Below are 19,976 nucleotides of genomic sequence, written 5' to 3'. Positions count from 1 at the left end.
AGCTGAATAATGAAACACTTACCTTCATCAATAAAAACAATTTGGTTGCAAAGTGCCGGAATTAGCTTATTTTTTTGGATTGTTCTTCTTATTGCTTACATTATAGTTATGAATATTTGGAGCTTTCTTCCTTTTTTCGGATTGTGGATTATTTTAGCCTTGATGGTAATTGAAGTTGTTATAGAAGTTGCGTTGATACCATATCGCTATGCATTTTATGAATATGCAGTAAATGAAACAGATGTTGAAATCAAGAGTGGGTTCTTTTTTCGGCAACATGTTTCAATTCCGATTGCTCGAGTTCAAAACGTTGATATGAATCAAGGGCCACTATTAAGAATGAAAAACTTATTTGAAATTACGATTGCGACTGGTGGTTCTAGTCATTCAATCGAAGCATTAAATCAAGAAGACGCTGAAAGACTGAAAAATCAAGTCATGGAATTAGCACGGGAGGCCCGGAATGCGAAGTAAACGCTTGAATATTTTGGCATTGATAATGTTTATTATTAATTCACTTCGTAGTTTTGCTTTACCATTAATATTGCTATTTTTTAAAATTTGGTTCATTCCGGTAGCAATTTTAATTTTGATAGTAATTCCATTTATTCAGTACATTACATTTAGATATGAAATTGGCGAAAAAGAGTTATTAATTAAAAAGGGATGGTTGTTTAAGAAGCAATTCCACGTTCCTTATGAACAGATTCAAAATGTTCAGCGTCAACAATGGTTTTTCTTGAAGCCCTTTCATGTTGAGGAACTGGTGATTGATACTGGTGCCAAAAGTGAAGATAAGAGTAAGCTTGCTTTACCAGCAGTGAATGAAAAAATTGGAAATTTAATAGAAGAAAAGAGACGATCTAATAAAGCTATTAATGTTAAACATAGCGATGATTCTTCTAAAATTAAATATCAAATTAAATGGTCAGATATGTTTATTTTTGCAATTACAAATTTAAATATAGTAGCTGAGTTAGCGATTGTTTATTCATTCTTAGAACGATTTCAAGTTGATAGATTTTTTGGGAGATATATCGATAGTGTTGAAGAAAGAGCTCTTCATAGTGGGATGCTGATCATTGGCAGTTTAGTTGTGATTATTTTGCTTTTGATGGTTGCCAACATTATTCAGTGTATTATTAAGTACTATCATTTTACCGTTGAACGTGACGTCGATAAGATTAAGATTACACGTGGGCTATTTCAGAAGCGAACGCTTCAATTTACTACTAGTAGAGTTCAAGCAGTTGAGTTCAAACAACGTCTGCTTCGTCAGTTGTTTCACCTAACGACTGTTAAGCTACATCTTATCATCGATCATGATAGTAAGGATGATCATCAAGAAATTACCCTAATTCCCGTAATTAATGATTCGATCGTATCTAAAACGGTTCATCAATTTATAAGCACCATCCCTTATAAAAAGCCTAACTTACAAAATGGTGATTTTTATTCTAAATGGTTATTTGTTAGAAATGGAGTTCTTTTATCTTTAATCCCGTTATTACCAATATTCGGATTAATCTATCATTTTTATACTGGGATGTTTATATGGATAGGTTCTGGAATTATTCTTGGTATTGTTGTTTTGAACGGGATTTATAAGGGCCATTATACTGGAGCTCAGCAATTAAGTTCAGATACGTTGCTATTAAGGACAGCCCAACTATTAACTAATAAAGAAATGATAGTTGATTGGCATTCAATTCAAAGTATGAAACTCCATCGTTCAATTTTGATGAAAAAAACAAAACGAACTCATTTAGATATCATGGTACGTAGTGGGAATGACGCTACATTGTTCACATATCGATATTTAAAAGCAACGGATGCTCAAGCCATTTTTGATTGGTACTGTCATTTTGCATAGAGGAATTTCTTATTAGTTGTTATCAGTAGCATTATCAATTAATTTCTTGTATAATTTTAGGCGAACTTACTGAGTTTAAATAAGTGAACTTAAGGAGGAGACACATGAGTAAAGAAGACAGATTATTCAATGCTTTTCAACCAGATCACTATGATGTTTTTATTAACATTAATCGTGAAAAAAAGACGATTGATGGAACAGTTACAGTAACTGGGAATGCTTCAGAAAAACAAATCGCATTAAATCAAAAATTTTTAATGGTAGATTCTGTTACGGCTGATGGTAAGTCAGTTGATTTTAATGTAAACGATAAAAAAGAAACAATCGATATTGATTTAGGTAAAACTGGTCAAACAACATTAAAAGTTGAATATCAAGCCCCATTGACTGATACAATGATGGGAATTTATCCATCATATTATGAATTGAACGGCGAAAAGAAAGAGTTGATTGGAACTCAATTTGAATCAACTTCAGCTCGTCAGGCCTTTCCATGTGTCGATGAACCTTCTGCCAAAGCTACCTTTAGCTTGGCAATTAAATTTGATGAACATGATGGTGAGACCGTTATCAGCAACATGCCTGAAGAAAAGGTAGAAAACGGGGTTCACTACTTTGAAAAAACTGTTAGAATGTCAACTTACTTAGTAGCATTTGCTTTTGGTGAAATGCAAAGTAAGATGACCGAAACTAAAAGCGGTGTTAAAGTTGGGGTCTTTAGTACGAAAGCTCATCAACCAAAAGAACTTGATTTTGCTTTAGACATTGCAAAACGTTCGATTGAATTTTATGAAGATTTTTACCAAACTCCATATCCACTTCCTCATTCTTGGCAATTAGCATTACCTGATTTTTCAGCTGGTGCGATGGAAAACTGGGGACTAATTACCTATCGTGAAGCTTACTTAACAATTGATCCTGATAATACTGCTTTAGATGTAAAACAACGGGTTGCAACTGTAATTGCCCATGAAGTTGCTCACCAATGGTTCGGTGATTTAGTGACCATGCAATGGTGGGATGACTTATGGTTGAACGAGAGTTTTGCTAATATGATGGAATATGTTGCTGTAAATGCATTGGAACCCGAATGGCATATTTGGGAAACTTTCCAAACAACTGAAGCTCCAATGGCATTACAACGGGATGCAATTGATGGGGTTCAAGCTGTGCATGTGGAAGTTAATAATCCAGCCGAAATCGATGCACTATTTGATGGAGCGATTGTTTATGCTAAGGGAGCCCGGATGCTAGTAATGGTTCGCTCATTAGTTGGCGATGATGCTCTTCGAAAAGGATTAAAGAATTACTTTGCTGCCCATAAATATGGAAATGCTAAGGGTGATGACTTATGGTCAGCTTTAGGTGATGCTTCTGGAATTGATGTTGGAACGATCATGCATTCATGGTTACAACAACCTGGTTATCCAGTTGTTGATGCTAAAGTTGTCGATGGTAAATTGAAGTTGAGTCAACAACAATTCTTTATTGGTGATGGTAAAGATGTTGGTCGTCAATGGCAAATTCCGTTGAATAGTAACTATGATCAAGCTCCACGAATTTTTAAAGGTAAAGAGATTGACTTAGGTGACTACGAAGAATTACGTCAATCTAATGGTAAGCCTTTCCGAATCAATGTAGGAAACAATTCCCATTTCATCGTTAAGTATGATCAAACATTGCTCAATGACATCTTAGAACATATTAATGATTTAGATTCGATTTCCAAGATGCAAATCATTCAAGATTTACGTTTGCTTGCACAAGGTCGTCAAATTAGTTATGCAAGTGTTATTCCATTCTTAACACGTTTTTCAGACAGTCACTCTTTTGTTGTAAATGATGCTTTATATCAATTTGCCGGGAGTTTAAAGCAATTTGTTACTCCAGATTCTGATGAAGAAAAAGAATTAAAAGCACTTTTCAATAAGTTAAGTAAGGATCAGTTCAATCGTTTGGGATTAGAACCACATGATAGTGATAGTAATGATGATGTTTTAACAAGACCATACATTGTCAGTGCAGCTTTATATGGTAATAATGAAGAAGCTAAAAAAGCTGCCCATGCGTTATTTGATGATACTGATAATCCAGTTAACTTACCAGCCGACGTGCGGTCATTAGTTATTGCTAATGAGGTTGAAAATTATTGTTTTGCGAATAAGTTCAAACACTTATTGAAAGATTACGCTACAACTTCTGATTCAGGATATAAAAATGATTTATCAGTTGCGCTCCCTAAGACGACTGAAAAAGAAATGCTTGAGAAGTTGATCGATGAATTTGAAAACAGTAATGTAATTAAACCTCAAGATTTAAGAGCATGGTATAAGGGCGTCTTGGCTAACCATAAAGGACAAGAAGCTGCGTGGACTTGGATTCGTGATGACTGGCAATGGTTAGAAGATACAGTTGGTGGTGACATGGAATTCGGAACATTTGTTACTGTTACGGCTGCTATTTTCCATACCCCATCTCGTTTAGCTGAGTTCAAAGAATTCTTTGAACCTAAATTGGATCAACCTGGTCTAACTCGTGAAATTCAAATGGATATTCGTTCGATTAAAGGACGAGTTAACTTGATTGAAGATGAAAAGCAAGCTGTTTATGATGCTTTGAAATAAGATTAATATACATGTAAAAAAGACTTCAACATTTGAAGTCTTTTTTGTATTTACCGGATAGAGTATGTATTGATTTATTGTTATCAATGTTGCTTTTGTGGGTATAATTATTCACACATGATATAGCGGATCTTAAGTGATTTGTTTGGGACCTGAGAAATTATTTTTTGTGTAACTTTTAGTTGAGAGTTTGACGGATTAGTAGTACCCTAAATTTATAGGGGGAATATAATTATGAAGATTAAGAATATATTGATGGGTGTAACCTTATCCGCGTTATCACTTTCATTATTAGCCATTAGTGGTAATACTGCACGTGCTGAAAAGGTTATTAATCAACATAGTAGTGCTTTAAGTACTTACTCCACTAAGGGATACAAAGTCGTAAACAATGTTAATAATGGTACCAAATATGATGGTCATAGTTATGATGGATCAGATGTTGATACGTTGAACTCTGTTGCTGGATATCCAGTAACTTTCAACCATTATGAATCATTAAATAATCATCAAGCTAGTCCAAACAACTCACCACAAGGGTTAGTTTTGACTCCTGATGCAAAGCATGCTTATGTCGCTTACAATGATTATAACCAAGGAATGAACATTGGTTATTTTGATTTCTCAAGTAATCCAACAAGTATTAAGCAAGGATCCGTATTCAATGGTGGTCATGGTCAATCATTTACGTACAATTATAAGACTGGTCAACTATGGTTGATCGGTAATAAGTCAGGTGCTTCTCAACATAAATCATGTGTTGAAGAAATTAGCAAATCAACTTTACAACCAATTCGTAAAATCAACTTTTCATTTGGTCAATCAATCATCAGTACCAATTTAGCATTTGATAACAAGGGAAATGCTTATACCTATACAATTACTGGTGGTGGATTTGCACCAAAGAATTCTATTAAGTTATACAAGGGAAAGATTACTAACAATTCAGTTAAATTCCACTTGGTTAAACAAGGAATTAGATATGCACCTGGTGTAATTCCACAAGGAATGAGTTATAACCCAGCTAACAATCGTCTTTATCTTTTAAGTGATGGAGAAATTACCTCCTTCCCAGCTAACAAGATTGGTCATTTAAGTAAGAGCGATGTTCGTTACACTAAATTTGCTCATCAACAAGAGTTTGAAGGCCTCTACTTTGATAGATCAGGTTATGGGTACTTATTACTTCATGAAAATATCTTAAAGAGTAACAAGGTTTTCTAAAATAAATTTTAAATCGTTTTGAATCCATATTTACTAATTATTAGTGAATATGGATTTTTTATTTTTAAGTTTTATATTTTTCATTAAATTTAATTATAAAAATGGCATATTTTGCTTTTAAGTTCAGAAAAATATAAAATTGACTATGTAGATATTTTAATATGAGCGAGTCAATTAAGTAATTTTGTGAGGTGCTTAAATGTTTGGATATAATAAGAAACAATACAAAAAAATGAACGATAAAAAATTATTAAAAAAAGTTAAGAAACAATGGGTAGTTGTTTCTATTTCGTTGTTTGGTCTTTTAGGAGCTAATCAATTAATTGACAAGCCAGAAGTTAAAGCGGATGCGAATGTAAGTTCCGCTGAGGAAAGACAAACGGCAGTAAATAATAGTTCGAATAGTAATGATACGAGTAACAATGTGTCTAGTAGTTCTTCTTCTGTGCCATCTAATGCTAATTATTCAAACCAAACCGTTGCAAATCGTAGTTTGGATGAAACTGATAGTAGCACTGGTATTTCTGAATCCAGTCAATCAAGTTCAAACCAATCTAGTGAATCTTCTGGATCCAATTTAAATAATAGCAGTAATGTTTCTAGTGCAGATATTTCGAGCATGAGTAGTAAGTTAGACAGTGCCATTTCCCTTAACGATTCGACGATTGCAACTAACACAAGCTCTTTTAGTGCTACCAAAAATTCTTTGTCTGATGCCAGTGCTTTTGTTAGTAATCATAGTGATCAAACAGCCTTTTCATCTACCTATGATAGTGCAGTAAGTCATATTGCAGATAACTCTGTACAAGCAAGTAACGAAGTAGAAAAAACCAATTTAATTTCTCAAAATAATAATGCCAATCAAATCAATGCATCACTTACAAGTGAGAATGCTAATACAAATGTATCCTCAGTTAACTCAATTAGTAGTACTGCTGCTTCTGTTGCATCCGTCGTAAATAGTTTTTATAGTGATACAGTTAAGACTATTTCCAATGTAAATAGTCAATACAGTGATGCAGTTAATTCAGAAAGTAATGGAAGTGCAAAAGCTGCTGGATTAGGTGGGAACAGCTCAACGACAAGTGATTATTCATCGGCAGCTTCTAGTGCTGCAAAATCTGCTCAAGCTACCGTTGATAGTGCAAGCGAAAATCAAGCTAAAATTAGTGCGGCTGTAATTAGTGCTAATACTGACTACAACAGTGCTTCCGCAAATATGCAATCGATCAATGCATTGAACACGTCTTTATCTGCCGCTTCCGCTGCTATGTCTAATCAAGCAAAGGCTAATCCATCCGATACAAGTATTGCTTCATATCAAGCAGATATTGCCAAACAAGTTCAATCAGCATCCGGCTTATTTAGCGATGCAACAATTGCTTTTGATTCTGCTACAAACGAAAGTAAGGCTATTTCCAGTGCAAGTTCAACTGCTTCATATGAATATAATGTTGCTAGCAACGCTTTAAGTGATGCTAATTCTTTAGTTGTAGTTACATCAAATGCGGTTAAAAATAATGATATTCAAGCTGATTCAGGCGTTATGGACAAGATTACTGCAAATAGTAGTACTGTTGATACAGCTGCTAATCTTATTGCTACTAATTCATCAATTGCATCTACAGCTGCACAAAGCATTAAAGATAGTTCAAATGCCATTAATAATTCAAAAACTTCAATCAGTTCAATTAATGATAACGTGAAAAACTATGCTTCATCTGCTGACGGAAAGATTAGCGAATCAGCAGCTGTGAGTGAGGCTAATAGTTTAGTGAGCCAGGCTAACACGGATATGACAAGTGCATCTTCGGCAATAACTTCTGGGGATGCTTCCATTGCTGACATTCAACAATCAGTTGAAGCTGCTAATCAAGCTTCTATTGCTGCCGCTAAGGCAATGGCATCGTTCTCTGCTGCTGATTCAATTATGGCTAGTTTGGCAAGTATGGATAGTAGTAATGCTGATATCACAAATGCAAAGAAGGCTATTGAGGCTGATAAGGCAACTGTAACCGCTGCGGTTGCTAAAATCAATGCTGATAGTCAGGCAATCTCAAAAGATTACAGTAGTGCTCAAGCAGCATCGACTGAAGCTAAGACGGCTTCTGCTAATGCAAGTGAAGCTACTAAAAATGCTAGTTCAGCTGCTAAACAAGCTGCTGATTTATCCAGTGCAGATTCAAACGGGGATAATTCAGTCGCCATTTCTAATGCCGTTTCCACTGCAAGTGCCGAAGCAGCAAAGGCAGCTCAATATAACACAACAGTAAGTTCAGCTGAGAAGACAATTAAGAATTTATCTTCCGATGCAAGCAATAGTGGAAAAGATATTACAGATAATCAAGCCACCATTTCAAACGCAATTACAGCTGCTAATAACACGGCTAGTAATGCTGATAAAGCAGAAGCAACTCATTTAAATAGCGAAGCTAGTGTAAGTGCATCAACTGCTGACTCTGCCGCTGCTTCTGCATCTAATGATGCTAGTTCAGCTAATAGTACTGCTAAATCAGTTGATAATGATGCAACTTCCGCAAGTACTGCAGCCTCCACTGCAGCCGACAGTGCGAAAGCTGCTTCAGCTGCCCTAGCTTCTTTGAACAGTTTATTTAGTTCAAATGCTAGTGATGCAACTGTTAGTGCTGAAGTGAAGAGTGCTCAATCTGCATATAACTCTGCCAGTGCCGCTGCTCAATCAGCTGCTGCCAATGCTACTACCGCGGCTTCATTAGCAAAAGATACGGATAGTGCCGCTAAATCTACTGCTGATAGTGCCGCAATGACTAGTCAAAATGCCAAGGATGCTGACGATGCTAGTGCAGCTGTTTCATCTTATGCTAAATCAGATAATATGGCTTCAGCTGCATCCGCTGTTGCAAAAGTTACATCAGCTGCATCAGTTGCTGTTCAATCTGCTAACAATACTTCAACAGCTAGTGCACAAACTGATACCAGTGCACAATTGACTTCCTCTGCTAGTACGGCAGTTAGTTCTAATAGTGCGGTGGCTAGTTCACAAGCAAGTATTGCCAATTCTGCTTACCAATCTGCAAATGATGAGGTAAACAGCAGCGATTCTGCAATCATTAGTGCTGCTGACAGTTCAGCATCTGAAGCCGCATCAATTGCAATTAGTAATGCCAGTGTTGCTAATAGCTTATTTAATGGTGGCAGCTTGAACTCGAGTACAGCTCAATCCTTAGGTTCACTTGCTAGTACAGAAGATAGTGTTATTACATCAGCTGCTAGTTTAGTTAATAGTTTGAATCAAAATAACTTTAAAAATCCAGCAGTTTCTAATGCTTTTGCCGCAATTATTAATGATCAAAATGCCGTTTCAAATGTTAATAACGATTTAAATAATAATATTAATACAATTATTAGTGCTAATTCAGTTGCATCATCAGCTAACTCAACTGCATCATTAGCTTCTAGTACTGCTCAATCTGCTTCTAGTGTTGCTAGTATGGACAGTAGTATGGCTAATTCCATTACTTCAGCACACGGGGATGCTTCACAAACGGCCGCATTAATTGCCTCTGCCTCGGCGGCAGCGAGTGATGCTGCTGTTGAACAATCCATTGCATCTTCGATGGCAAGTATTGTTAGTTCAGAAGCAGCAATTATTTCAACTGCTGCAACAAGCGTTTCCAGTGACAATACCATTATTAGTAATGCTGCATCTAATGCTTCTTCTGCAGCATCAGCAGCATTAGACTCTGTTCAAAGTGATGCTAAATCAGCTTCTAGTAAGGCTTCAGATGCAAGTAAGGCAGCTTCATTAGCTTCGGAAGCTGCATCAGAGGCTGTAAAGGGAAAGAATGGAGCTAGTATGAATGCATCAGAAGCATCTGTTAATGCTTCTGTAATTAACTCAATTGCCAGTGAAGTGGATTCAATCAATAGTCAAATTGCTAGTGATGATAACTCTGCTACGATTGATAGTTTTAATAGTGCTCAAGATAATATCATTAGTGATGCGAAAAAAATAACCTCTGCGGCATTGTCATCAGTTAATAGCTATAACAGTTTGATTGCTAGTGCCGATAGTGATGCTCAAAGAAATACAGCAAATGCTTCCTATGATTCAACAGCTGCATCCTCTGCTGCCTCAGCTGCAAATTCATTTGCCAGTATGGCGGATACTTATAATAGTAAAACATCTAATGATGCCAAAAGTAATAATGGGGCTGATGCTTCTGTTGATGCTAGTGTTGCTAGTGACTATGCTTCATTAGCGAGTTCAGCAGCTAATATGGCTAGTTACTTTTCTAATGCTGGATCTCAAGCATCTAGCAACGTTTCTAGTGATTCTACCATTGCCGATAGTGTTAAGGCTAAAGTTATTACTTCTTCGACGGCAGCTTCAAATGCTGTTTCATCAGCTAGTAGTGAAGCGAATTCGGTTGCTTCATTAATATCAGTGGTTACTAGTATTGCTTCAAAAGCAGCAGCTGATATTGCTATCGTTACTAGCGATGCTGAAACTGTTAATCAGAATAATAATAACGCCAGCGCATATGAATCCAACGCCATTATTGCATATAGTCAAGCATCATCAGCAGCAGCACAGGTCAGCAAGGCTAGCGCTGATGCTAGTTGGGCAGATTCACTGGTTAATAGTTTAACCTCTGGTAAACAGATGGACGCAAGTACAGCATCAAATAGTGCAGCAATTGTTAAAGATAAATCTGAAGTAGATAGTATTGCAAGTGACGTTAAAAATGAAATGGCTGATGCTGATAAACAAAGTGCAACGATTAGTAGTGCAAGTAGTACAGAAACAAGATTGTCAGGGGATGCCTCAGCTAATAGTGTTAATGCTTCTACAGCCGCTTCTAAAGCGGCAGCTGATGCTGCTACAGCTTCTAGTTATGCTGCCAAGGGAAATCATTCCGAAGCAAATGACTTTAGTAGTGCCGCAATTATAGATAGTACCGCAGCAACCTCATATTCAATAATCGTTAGTAATGATGCTAAGGCCGCTAGTTCTGCAAACATTGTAATGAGTGCTGCAATTACGAGTCTGAACTCCGATAATAGTGCTATTCAATCGGGTAGAACGAGAGCCAGTGCTGCTGCATCCGATGCAATTGATAGAGCTTTGAATGTTTATGGTGGGAGCGGATACGGTAACAAGGGAAGTAGTGAAGCTTCAAATGCTGCTTCTCAGGCATCAGCGGATGCTTCTGCTGCTATCTCAGCTCGTAATAAAGCATCTGATTCTGCTAAGAATATTACTTCAACCACCAGTAGTAATACTGATACGTCGAATGCCGCTTCTGCTGAAGGTAAAGATGTTAATTCGTTATCGAGTGATTATCCCGATAATTCAACGATCGCTAGTGATAGTGCTCAAATTTCTTCACTCCAATCTTCAGTTACGGATAAAAGTAAAGATGCGGATAGTCAGTATATTATAGCTTCGAATGCCGCTACAATTGCCAGTTCTTATTGTAATTCTGCGGTTAGTTATGCTGCTGACACAAGTAGTGCTTATATTGATGTAGTTAATGATATTACGAAGTTTAATGACGATAGTAAAGCTCAAAAATCAGCATTTGAAGCTGGTCATAGCGCAGATTCCTTAAAATATGAAAATGCTGTTAAGGCTGATATTTCTGATACCTATCGAGATACTAGTATTGCTGATTCTTACGCTGTTGAGACTCATAATCAAACAGTGTCAGCCGAGTCAGCTAGTGTAGTTGCATCTACGGCTAATGATACTGCTAATGGTGATCGTGGCGACATCCTTGCAATTAAGGGCCAGATTGATTCTGCCCATAGTCAAGCTGAAAATGCTGCTTCAGCTGAAAGTTACTATCATGGTGCTTCCAGTACTGCTAGTGACGTTAATAAATCAGCCAACGCTGATGACAATTCAATTATAGCGGTTAGTTCTGCTTCTGCATCGGCTAGTGCAAACTTAAGTGGTGCTAATAATGATGCTGGTTCTGCCGCACGACATGCAACGGATATTAGTTCCGCTGCTGCTGAAACGGCGAGTGTGGCAAGTCAAGAAAATAATAGTTTTATTAGTAATCAAGTTGCCAGTGAATCCGCTGCAATCGCAGTTGATAGTGCAACCGCATCGATTGCTGTTTCTCAAGCGAATATTTATACCGGTCAAATTGCTTCTAACAATAGTATCATTAATTCTGCTCAAGCCGCAGCAAATAAGGACAATGCTTTAATTAAACAGTATCAAGCTAGTGCAGATGCATTTGCTAGTGATGCAAAAGCACAAACCGGAATTTCTAATGGCCAGGGTCCAGATAGTGCTGCTGCAAGTGCTAAATCTGCTGCTGCAAGTAATGCATCCAGTGCAATTACTTCAATTGAAGCTGATTTACAAAAACAACTTGCTTCTGCAAGTACGTATGCCGGATATACTTCAGCTGAATCTAAAGAGGTTAGTGAAGCAAATGCTAGAGCATCTGCAGCTGCATCAGATGCAATTGCTCAAAATAATAAGGCGGTTACTAACTATGATTCATTACAAGCATCTTCCAATGCTTCCTTAGCATCATCCGCTAATTCTACGGCACAGTCTAATTCTAAAGCAATTGATAGTGAACAGACCAGTATTAATGCTGTTGTTAATAGTTTAATCAGTCAAAATGCCTCTGCTAGTTCTTATGCCAGTGAAGCTGCAAGTATTTATGATAATGGCGGGGGAAGTACAGCACGAGGTAGTATCGCAATTTCCATGGCTAATAGTGCTGCTCAATCTGAAGCTAGATTAGTTAAACAAGAATTAGATGATGCTACAGTCCAACAAAGTGTAATTAGTTCTGCCAGTGTTGCGGCTTCAGCTGCTGCCCAAATAACAAGTCAACAAAATTCTGCTGCTATTGCTGCGATGAGTACTGCTAGTGCCGCTTCTGCAGATGGAAATCGGAGCAACGGATCTGCTGCAGTGCAACAAACTTCTAGTGCAGCTAGTGCTGCTGCAATTGCCGAAAATACGACCAGTGCGAATGCGACATTCGGAAGTAATGCCTCTAACCGTGCGAATGCAGATTCTATTGCTGCTTCTGGTGCTGTTGAACGTGCTAATAATGATTATCAAAGTGCAAATGATTATAACCAAGCTAATCAATCTGCTCAATCAGCCCAAGCTGCTTCAAGCGCAGCTTCTGAAGCCTCATCTGTTGCTAGTTTAGCAAGTAGTGCGGTTGCCAGTTTGTCACAAGCAATTGATAATGATTCTGCGACTGGTAGTACAAAGTCAGCTGATATCAGTAATGAAGAAAAAATTGTTAGTTCAGCTGTTAAAAAGATTGATGATTTGAATCATCATAATCAAAACGACATTTCTAGTTGGGCATCTGCAGTTACGAGTGCCCAAACTGCGATGACTAGTTTGATTAACGTTGCTAACTCTGCTTCAACAGCAATTGCTAATGATAAAGCAAATGCATCAAGTCAATCTAGTATTGCTAATTCAGCTTCAGCAGCCGCAAGTTCTGATTCAGCAGCAGCTTCGACAGCTTATTCAATTGCGTCTTCGTACGCTACAAGTACTCAAAGTAAAAATGCCGATGATGGATCATTAGCTAAATCGGGAGCATCAAGTGCGATGTCAACTGCCATTTCGGAAGCAAGTAAAGCCGCAATTGAAAGCTCGATTGCTCAAGCTGCATCTACCGCTGCTTCAGAAGCAAATACGGATGCAAGTAATCAAGCAAGCATTTTATCTAGTGCGGATAGTAATGCAAATAGCCAAGCTTCTGTTGCATCCAGTGCTGCATCATCTGCTTCTAGCTTCGTTTCCAGTGAAATGAGTTCGGCTTCCAATACGGCAACTTCAGCTAGTTCTCAAGCAAGTAGTGATTCTAGTTCAGCTTCTAGTGAAGCAACGTCAGCAAGTAATGATGCAACATCAGCAAACACTGATAGTACAAATGCATCTTCTGATAGTAAAGCAACTAGTTCAATTGCTTCTGATGCCGACAGTAGTCGGAATCGAGCATCAAGTACGGCTTCGGAAGCTAATTCGATGAATAGTAAGTTCCCTGGTCACTTTAGTGATAGTAGTTTGAATAGTTATACTAGTGGGGCTTCTGATGAAGCAGGTATTGCTAGTTCTGCGGCAAGAGATGCAAACAGTGCCAGTAGTGATGCTGCTTCTGCCAGTGAAGCAGCTTCAAGTGCTGCCGCAGTAGCTTCAAGTGCAGCTAAACAAGCTAGTGAAGATAATTCTAAAGCGATTGTTAATTCTAACGGAACATCTTCTGCTAATGCGAATGATAGTGATGCACCAACAGCAATAACTAGTGCTAATAGTGCTTCAGATAATGCTAAAGACGCCTCAACTGAAAATAGTATTGCCTCTAGTGCTGCTGCTATAGCAAGTACTGAAAGAAGTAAAGCTGCTTCAGCTGCGTCCAGAGCAAATAATGATAAAAATACAGCAAGTACTGCTTCTTCAGTTGCATCTAGTGATGCTTCAATGGCTGCGGCTAACTTGGCTTCATTAGAAACAAGTAGTTATGCCTCAACAACAAGTAGTGCTGCCAGCGGAGTTGATAGTGCTTCAACGGCAATTAATAGCGATAGTGCAAGTGGAAGTACATTCTCAAGTGCAACTAGCTCAGATAATACTTCAACGTCTTCAACTGCTTCAGCTGCAAGTAAAGAAAATTCTGATAATCCAAGTGCTCGTGGTCATTCTTCAATGGCTTCGGCTGCTAGTCAAGCTAATTCCGCTGCCAGTGATGCTTCTTCAGCCAATTCAGACGCTGCTAAACAATCATCAGTAATCGCTTCAGCCAGCTCAGCTGCAAGTTCTGATGCAAGTGTTGCAAGTAGTGAAAGTGCAATTGCGTCATCAGCTTCTACTGCTGCATCGAGTGACTCTGCTAAGGGAGATTACAGTGATGGTAGTAATCAAGCTAGTATTGCGAGTGCAACTAACTCGTTAGCAATATCTGCTTCTAATGATGCAATTAAACAATCAACTGCTGCTTCAAAGGCCTTGAGTTCATTATCGGCTGATAATTCAGTTGCAAATAGTGCTTCCGTGGTTGCATCATCTGATTCTGTCTTTATTCATGATGCTGTAATTGCCAATAGTTATGCTAATAATGCGCAAAATTCAGCAAGTAGTGCGCAAAGTTCAGCTAACTCTGCTTCTGATGCAAGTAAGAGTATTAATGATGGTAGTAGCAAAGCTTCAGCCGATGATAGTTCCGCTAGTTCGACAGCTTCACATGCAGCTAGCCAAGCAAAATCAATTACTAGTGATGATAGCATTATTAGTAGTTTAGACAGTTTAAACCATTCGTTGTCTAGCGTAAGTAGTGCTAATAGCACCGCAAGTGATATGAACAGTGTTGAAAGTTCAGCTTCATCCAATGCTACTTCTGCTAGTTCTGATGCAAGTTTGCAAAACTCAATTTATAGTTCTGAAATGGCATTGGCTTCTAGTGCTGCTGCATCAGCTGCTAACGCGGCAAATATTGCTAGTTCAGCTTATAACAGTGAAGCTTCGTCAGCGGCATTTAATGGTAATAGTGATGAAGCAAGTACTGGAAACGTAAGTGCAGGTTCGGCTTCTACCGATGCAAGTACCCAAAATAGTATTGCTCAATCTGCAAGTACCGCTGCTTCTAAAGCCGCTGCTCAATTAATCGTTGATTCAAATCAAGTTGATAAGGATAATTCAATTTTAAATAGTGCTTCTACTACTGCCTCTGCAGCTAGAAGTACCGCTCAGAGTGCAGTTTCATCAATGATTTCCAGTGCTGCTTCTGCAACCAGTGTTAATCATTCATCAGTAAATTCTGCAAGTAGTGAGATTTCATCTAATCAATCAAGTGCTGATTCAGCTATCAATGGTTCAACCAACGCAAGTAGTGCCAATTCAGCAACAATTTCTAATGCAATAATTGCCAGTTCCGTTGATAATGATACGATTTCAATTGCTAATGCTAATTCTGGCATTGCATCAATTGCTAGCTCCTTAGCTAGTGATGCTTCTGCAGCATCAGAAGATACTTCTATTGCCAGTGAAAAGAGTTCTGATGCTACAATTCAAAGTTCAATTGCTAGCTCAGCTGCGTCAGCTGCTATTAGTGCTTCAGCAATAATGAGTAGCGCATCTTCTGAAGCTTCTGCTGCAGAAAGTACTGAAAATTCAGCTGAAGCTCAAATTGCAAAAGATTCTAGTTCAAGTAATGCTCCTGATGCTTCAAGTGCAGCAGCAGTAGCTTCTGATGCAGCAATTGCAGCTTCCAATGCGGCTATTGCAGCACATAATGCATACATTGTTAATAGTAATGCGACTGTTTCTGCTGAATCAGCTGCTAATCAAGCAATTGAAGATGAAAAAATTGCTAGCCAAAAAGCCGACGATGCAATTATCCAAAATGCGAAGGCTCATACAATAATTGATTCGAATACAGCAAGTAATGATAGCAATGCTGTTTCAAGTGCTTCCGCTTCAGCAAGTGATCATGCTAAGAGTGCTTCTAGCAATGCAAGTAGTGTAAACAGTATTACTTCTGATACGAATAGTATTACTTCATCTGCTAATACTTCGAACACTTCAGCCCAATCTCAAGCAAGTAACTATCCAAGTGGACGAGTTCACAGTTACATTTCCAGTCAAGCGAGTGCTGCTAATTCAGCTTCAGCTGCTATGAGTACTGCAAATAGTATTGCTAACAGTGCTAACTCAACTGCTAACTCGGCAGCTTCAATTGCTTCAGCTGCCGCTAATGATGCTAGTGCTCAGAGTAGTGCTGCTAAATCTGCTTCCGAAGCAGCAAGTTCTGCATATAGTAAGGCTGCTAAGGATAGCGATGCTTCATCTGCGGCAATGGATAAGGCTGCTGGTAGTTCTGCTGCGGCTTCTGCAAGTTCAGCAAGTACTGCTGCAAGTAATGATGCTTCAACTGCTGCCAGTGCTTCATCAGTTGCCAGTGCAATGATTAGCAGTGCTAATGATGCGAAGACATCTGTTGCCAATGATAGTGCAATAATTAGTAGTGCAAGTACCGCTATCAGTAACGCTGCCAAAGCAAATGCTTCTGCTGATAGTGCTTCTAGTGCAGCATCCAGTGCTAGCGCTGATGCTAATTCTGCTGCTGATGATTCAAAGGCAATTAATAACAATACCAGTTCTGCAAATAGTGCTTCTGATAACGCTGCAACATCGAATAAGAGTATCGCTAGTTCCGCATCATCAATTAATTCAGCAGAGAGTAGCATGGCTTCTTTGAATAGCCATGATTCGTCTCTTCAACCAATGAGTAGTGGTGAGAAGTATCCAATTAATAGTGATAGTACAGTAATCAGTAGTGCTTCTAATGCTTACAGTTCAGCTTCAGCAGATGCTTCAAGTGCATCAGCCGCAATCAGTAGTATGAGTGATGAAATCAAGAGCTTATCGAGTGCAACTAGTGATAATGCTAAGAGTGCCAGCTCTGCCGCCGCAGCTGCTAATAGTACTGCAACTGATGCCTCCAGTGCGGCTTCAAAAGGTGATTCTTCTGGAGCTCAATCGGGTAGTATCGCAACTGATCCACATAAGAGTGACGCAGATAGTCAAGCTACGAGTGCGAAAAACAATGCAACAAGTGCAGCTTCAATTGCTTCAGAAATTGCTTCATTGTCAGGAAGAATCAACAGTGATTCAGCAGCAGCTCAATCAGCAGCATCTCTAGCTAGTTCTGCAGCTTCTAATGCAGCTAGTACCATTGCTTCAATTATTTCCAGCGCTAAGAGCACTGCTTCTTCTGCATCCGACGCAGGAAGTCACGCAAGTGCTTCTGCTGCTCCAGCAGCGAGTGCCGATGACAATCCAGCTATTTCTGATGCATCCAGTGCTTCATCTGATGCGGATGTAACTCATTCTAAAGCTAGTCAGGCTAACTCAGCTAACAGTGAAGCCCATTCAATCCCTAATACTGATTCTGTTATTAGTAGTGCCCAATCTCGTGCTAGCAAGGATGCAGCGGATGCCAATTCTAAATCTTCTGATGTGATCATTGCTTCTAGTGATGCCCAAAGTGCTAAATCGGCTGCCATTATTGATTCTTCAGCTGCTAATAGTTATGCTAATAGAACTTCATCAGAAAATGCTGAAGCATCAAAAGATGCTTCTCTAGCTAATAGTGCTGCAAGTAATAGTAGTGATGCCTCGTTAGCTTCTTCATATGCAAGTTTAGCTTCTTCTGCAGCCGCCTCAGCAACTTCTGATGCTTCTGAAGCTGTTAGTTATTCAACTGCCACTTCAAACGAAAATAACAGTGCAGCAAGTGCATCGACTCGTGCTTCTAATGATGCGAAGATTGCCAGTCAAGATGCTAATGATGCTTCAATCGCTAATGATCAAGCCCATGCTGAAAATGATTCCATTATTGCAAGTAGTGCTAAGTCAGTAGCATCAAGTGCTAGTGCAGCGATGTCTAATGCCGCAAGTAGTGCTAGTTCTGTAACCAGTGCTTCTGCTAATTCACATGTTAACAGTGATTCAACATTCATTAGTAGTGAGTCTGTAGTGGCATCGAGTGCCGCAAGCGTTGCTTCTAATGAAGCATCAATTGCTTCTGCTGCTAATTCGGCTGCTCAAGTGATTTCAGGTAACGATTCATCAGCGGTTTCATCAGCTGATAGTTATAGAAGTAAAGCTGATTCGGCTGCTGCTGCCGCTTCTACTGCTGCAAGTATATCAAGTTCAGCCATCAGTGGGGCTTCCTCAGCTGCTTCCGATGCCGTTAGTTACAACGATTCTAACGCTAGTTCAAGAGCAAGCAGTGCTAGTGCGAACGTATCTAGTCAAGCAAGTTCAGTTTCCAGTGCGAACTCACAAGCTAGTGCCGACTCAACTGCTAATGATTCTAACAATGCCATTATTAGTTCTGCCACTTCTGATACTGATAACACATCTAAGGAAGCTGACAAGATTAAGAAGAGCGACGGTAGTCCTTCTGTTGCTAGTGCTTCAGCAGCCGTAAGTTCAGCTGCTTCTTATAACCATTCCTTAGCTAGTGATGCTTCTCAGGCAGCCTCTACCGCTAATAGTGAAGCTCCAACATTAAGTTCAGCCAATTCTGCAATGAATAGTTATTCAAATAATGCGGCTTCATATTCTAGTGAAGCTGCTGCAGATTCTGCTAATGGAGATGTTTCAGATGCAGTTAAATCCGCTTCAGCTGCAGAAGCTAATTCAAGTGCTGCAGCTAGTGAAGCATCGATTGCTTCTAGCGCGTTTGTAATCATTAGTTCAGCTGCTTCGCAAATTTCTCATGATGCTAGTTTAGTTAAATCTGCAAGTATTGCTGCTAAGAGTGCAGCTAGTGAAGCTTCAGCTGCTTCTAAGGCTGATGCTGAGGGTGGTGGTGCTGTGACACCAAGTTCTAATCCTTCAGCTAATGATTCAGGTGCATCAGGCTTTACACCATCAGGTGAACCTGGTTCTACACCAAGTGCATCTAACGATCAAACACCATCTTCTGATCCAAATGAATACATTCATGGAGCAAAAGATGCAACTAAGGATACGAATGGAACTGATGACAGTAACCATACCTATGATCATGGTTGGCATGATTCTAAGAACGGAATGAAACAAGCCAATAAGGATAAGTTGGCTATTAGCGATCTAAGTGTTCATTCACTCGGATTCCAAATTGGTTATGTTGCTCAATATAATCGAAACTTAAAGAAGCATCCAACTTATATCTATCTTAAGGATAAGGGAATGTTCCTTTACAACGTTAGTTTTGTTACTAAGGATGGACGAATTTTCCACTTCAATAAACGTCGTCGTAACAAGGCTTATGAATTTAAAGCTACTCATATTTCAGTTAATAAGAAAGGTTACGTTCGTTATTATGTTCAAACTAGATTCTTTAAGAACGGTGTTAGCCACAAGTTATCTGGGTATTTAACTGCTCGTAAAAATTATATTGGGTTAGCATATTATCAAAATAAGAAGACCCCTAAAGTTGCTCACGTTATTTATAGAAAGGGAATTGAAGTTCATAGTAGTACTCAATTCGGTAAAAACCGAATTACCCATTTGAAACGTGGAACTAAGCTTAAGATTAAGGGCTACTCCTACAACAATGGAGTTGCTCGATACAAAATTGGTCATGGTAAGTATATTACTGCCAATAAGAAGTTCGTAAGTACCAATCGCCATGGTTCATTTAAATAATTTGGAATTGTAATATTGACTAGGATATCAATTAATTTTGACATCCTAGTTTCTTTATTCTAATAAAATACTTTATATC

At 38.7% G+C, this 19,976-nt stretch carries 5 protein-coding genes; all 5 read left to right on the top strand.

The window, feature by feature from the left end; translation table 11 throughout:
- Positions 1-9 precede the first annotated feature (9 nt).
- The 5 genes from AC3B6G_RS06825 (at position 10) to AC3B6G_RS06805 (ending at position 19,897) form a co-directional block, all read left to right on the top strand.
- On the top strand, positions 10-474 hold the full coding sequence (locus tag AC3B6G_RS06825) for a PH domain-containing protein (protein WP_489849663.1): 465 nt from the start codon (positions 10-12) through the stop codon (positions 472-474).
- A complete protein-coding gene (locus AC3B6G_RS06820; protein ID WP_489849662.1) occupies positions 464-1,873 on the top strand; it encodes a PH domain-containing protein in 1,410 nt (469 codons plus the stop codon). Before AC3B6G_RS06825 ends, AC3B6G_RS06820 begins: the two co-directional genes overlap by 11 nt.
- Before the next feature lie 104 nt (positions 1,874-1,977).
- Positions 1,978-4,497: a M1 family metallopeptidase gene (locus AC3B6G_RS06815; RefSeq protein WP_489849661.1), complete on the top strand. Its 2,520-nt coding sequence runs from the start codon at positions 1,978-1,980 to the stop codon at positions 4,495-4,497.
- A 234-nt stretch (positions 4,498-4,731) separates the two neighbouring features.
- Positions 4,732-5,721 carry a hypothetical protein gene (locus AC3B6G_RS06810; RefSeq protein WP_489849660.1) on the top strand — a complete coding sequence of 330 codons (990 nt, stop codon included), beginning with the start codon at positions 4,732-4,734 and terminating at the stop codon, positions 5,719-5,721.
- A gap of 199 nt (positions 5,722-5,920) precedes the next feature.
- Positions 5,921-19,897, top strand: coding sequence for a DUF5776 domain-containing protein (locus AC3B6G_RS06805; protein ID WP_489849659.1), 13,977 nt, complete (start codon positions 5,921-5,923; stop codon positions 19,895-19,897).
- The last annotated feature ends 79 nt before the right edge of the window (positions 19,898-19,976 follow it).

The sequence above is a fragment of the Nicoliella sp. ESL1149 genome (assembly GCF_058107265.1).
Note: the sequence above shows the minus strand (reverse complement) of the source record. Positions and strands in the feature narration are given on the sequence as shown.

What these genes read in the sequence shown, in the direction of transcription:
- AC3B6G_RS06825 (WP_489849663.1), top strand. Translation starts at nt 10, where the DNA reads ATGAAACACTTACCTTCATCAATAAAAACAATTTGGTTGCAAAGTGCC.
- AC3B6G_RS06820 (WP_489849662.1), top strand. Translation starts at nt 464, where the DNA reads ATGCGAAGTAAACGCTTGAATATTTTGGCATTGATAATGTTTATTATT.
- AC3B6G_RS06815 (WP_489849661.1), top strand. Translation starts at nt 1,978, where the DNA reads ATGAGTAAAGAAGACAGATTATTCAATGCTTTTCAACCAGATCACTAT.
- AC3B6G_RS06810 (WP_489849660.1), top strand. Translation starts at nt 4,732, where the DNA reads ATGAAGATTAAGAATATATTGATGGGTGTAACCTTATCCGCGTTATCA.
- AC3B6G_RS06805 (WP_489849659.1), top strand. Translation starts at nt 5,921, where the DNA reads ATGTTTGGATATAATAAGAAACAATACAAAAAAATGAACGATAAAAAA.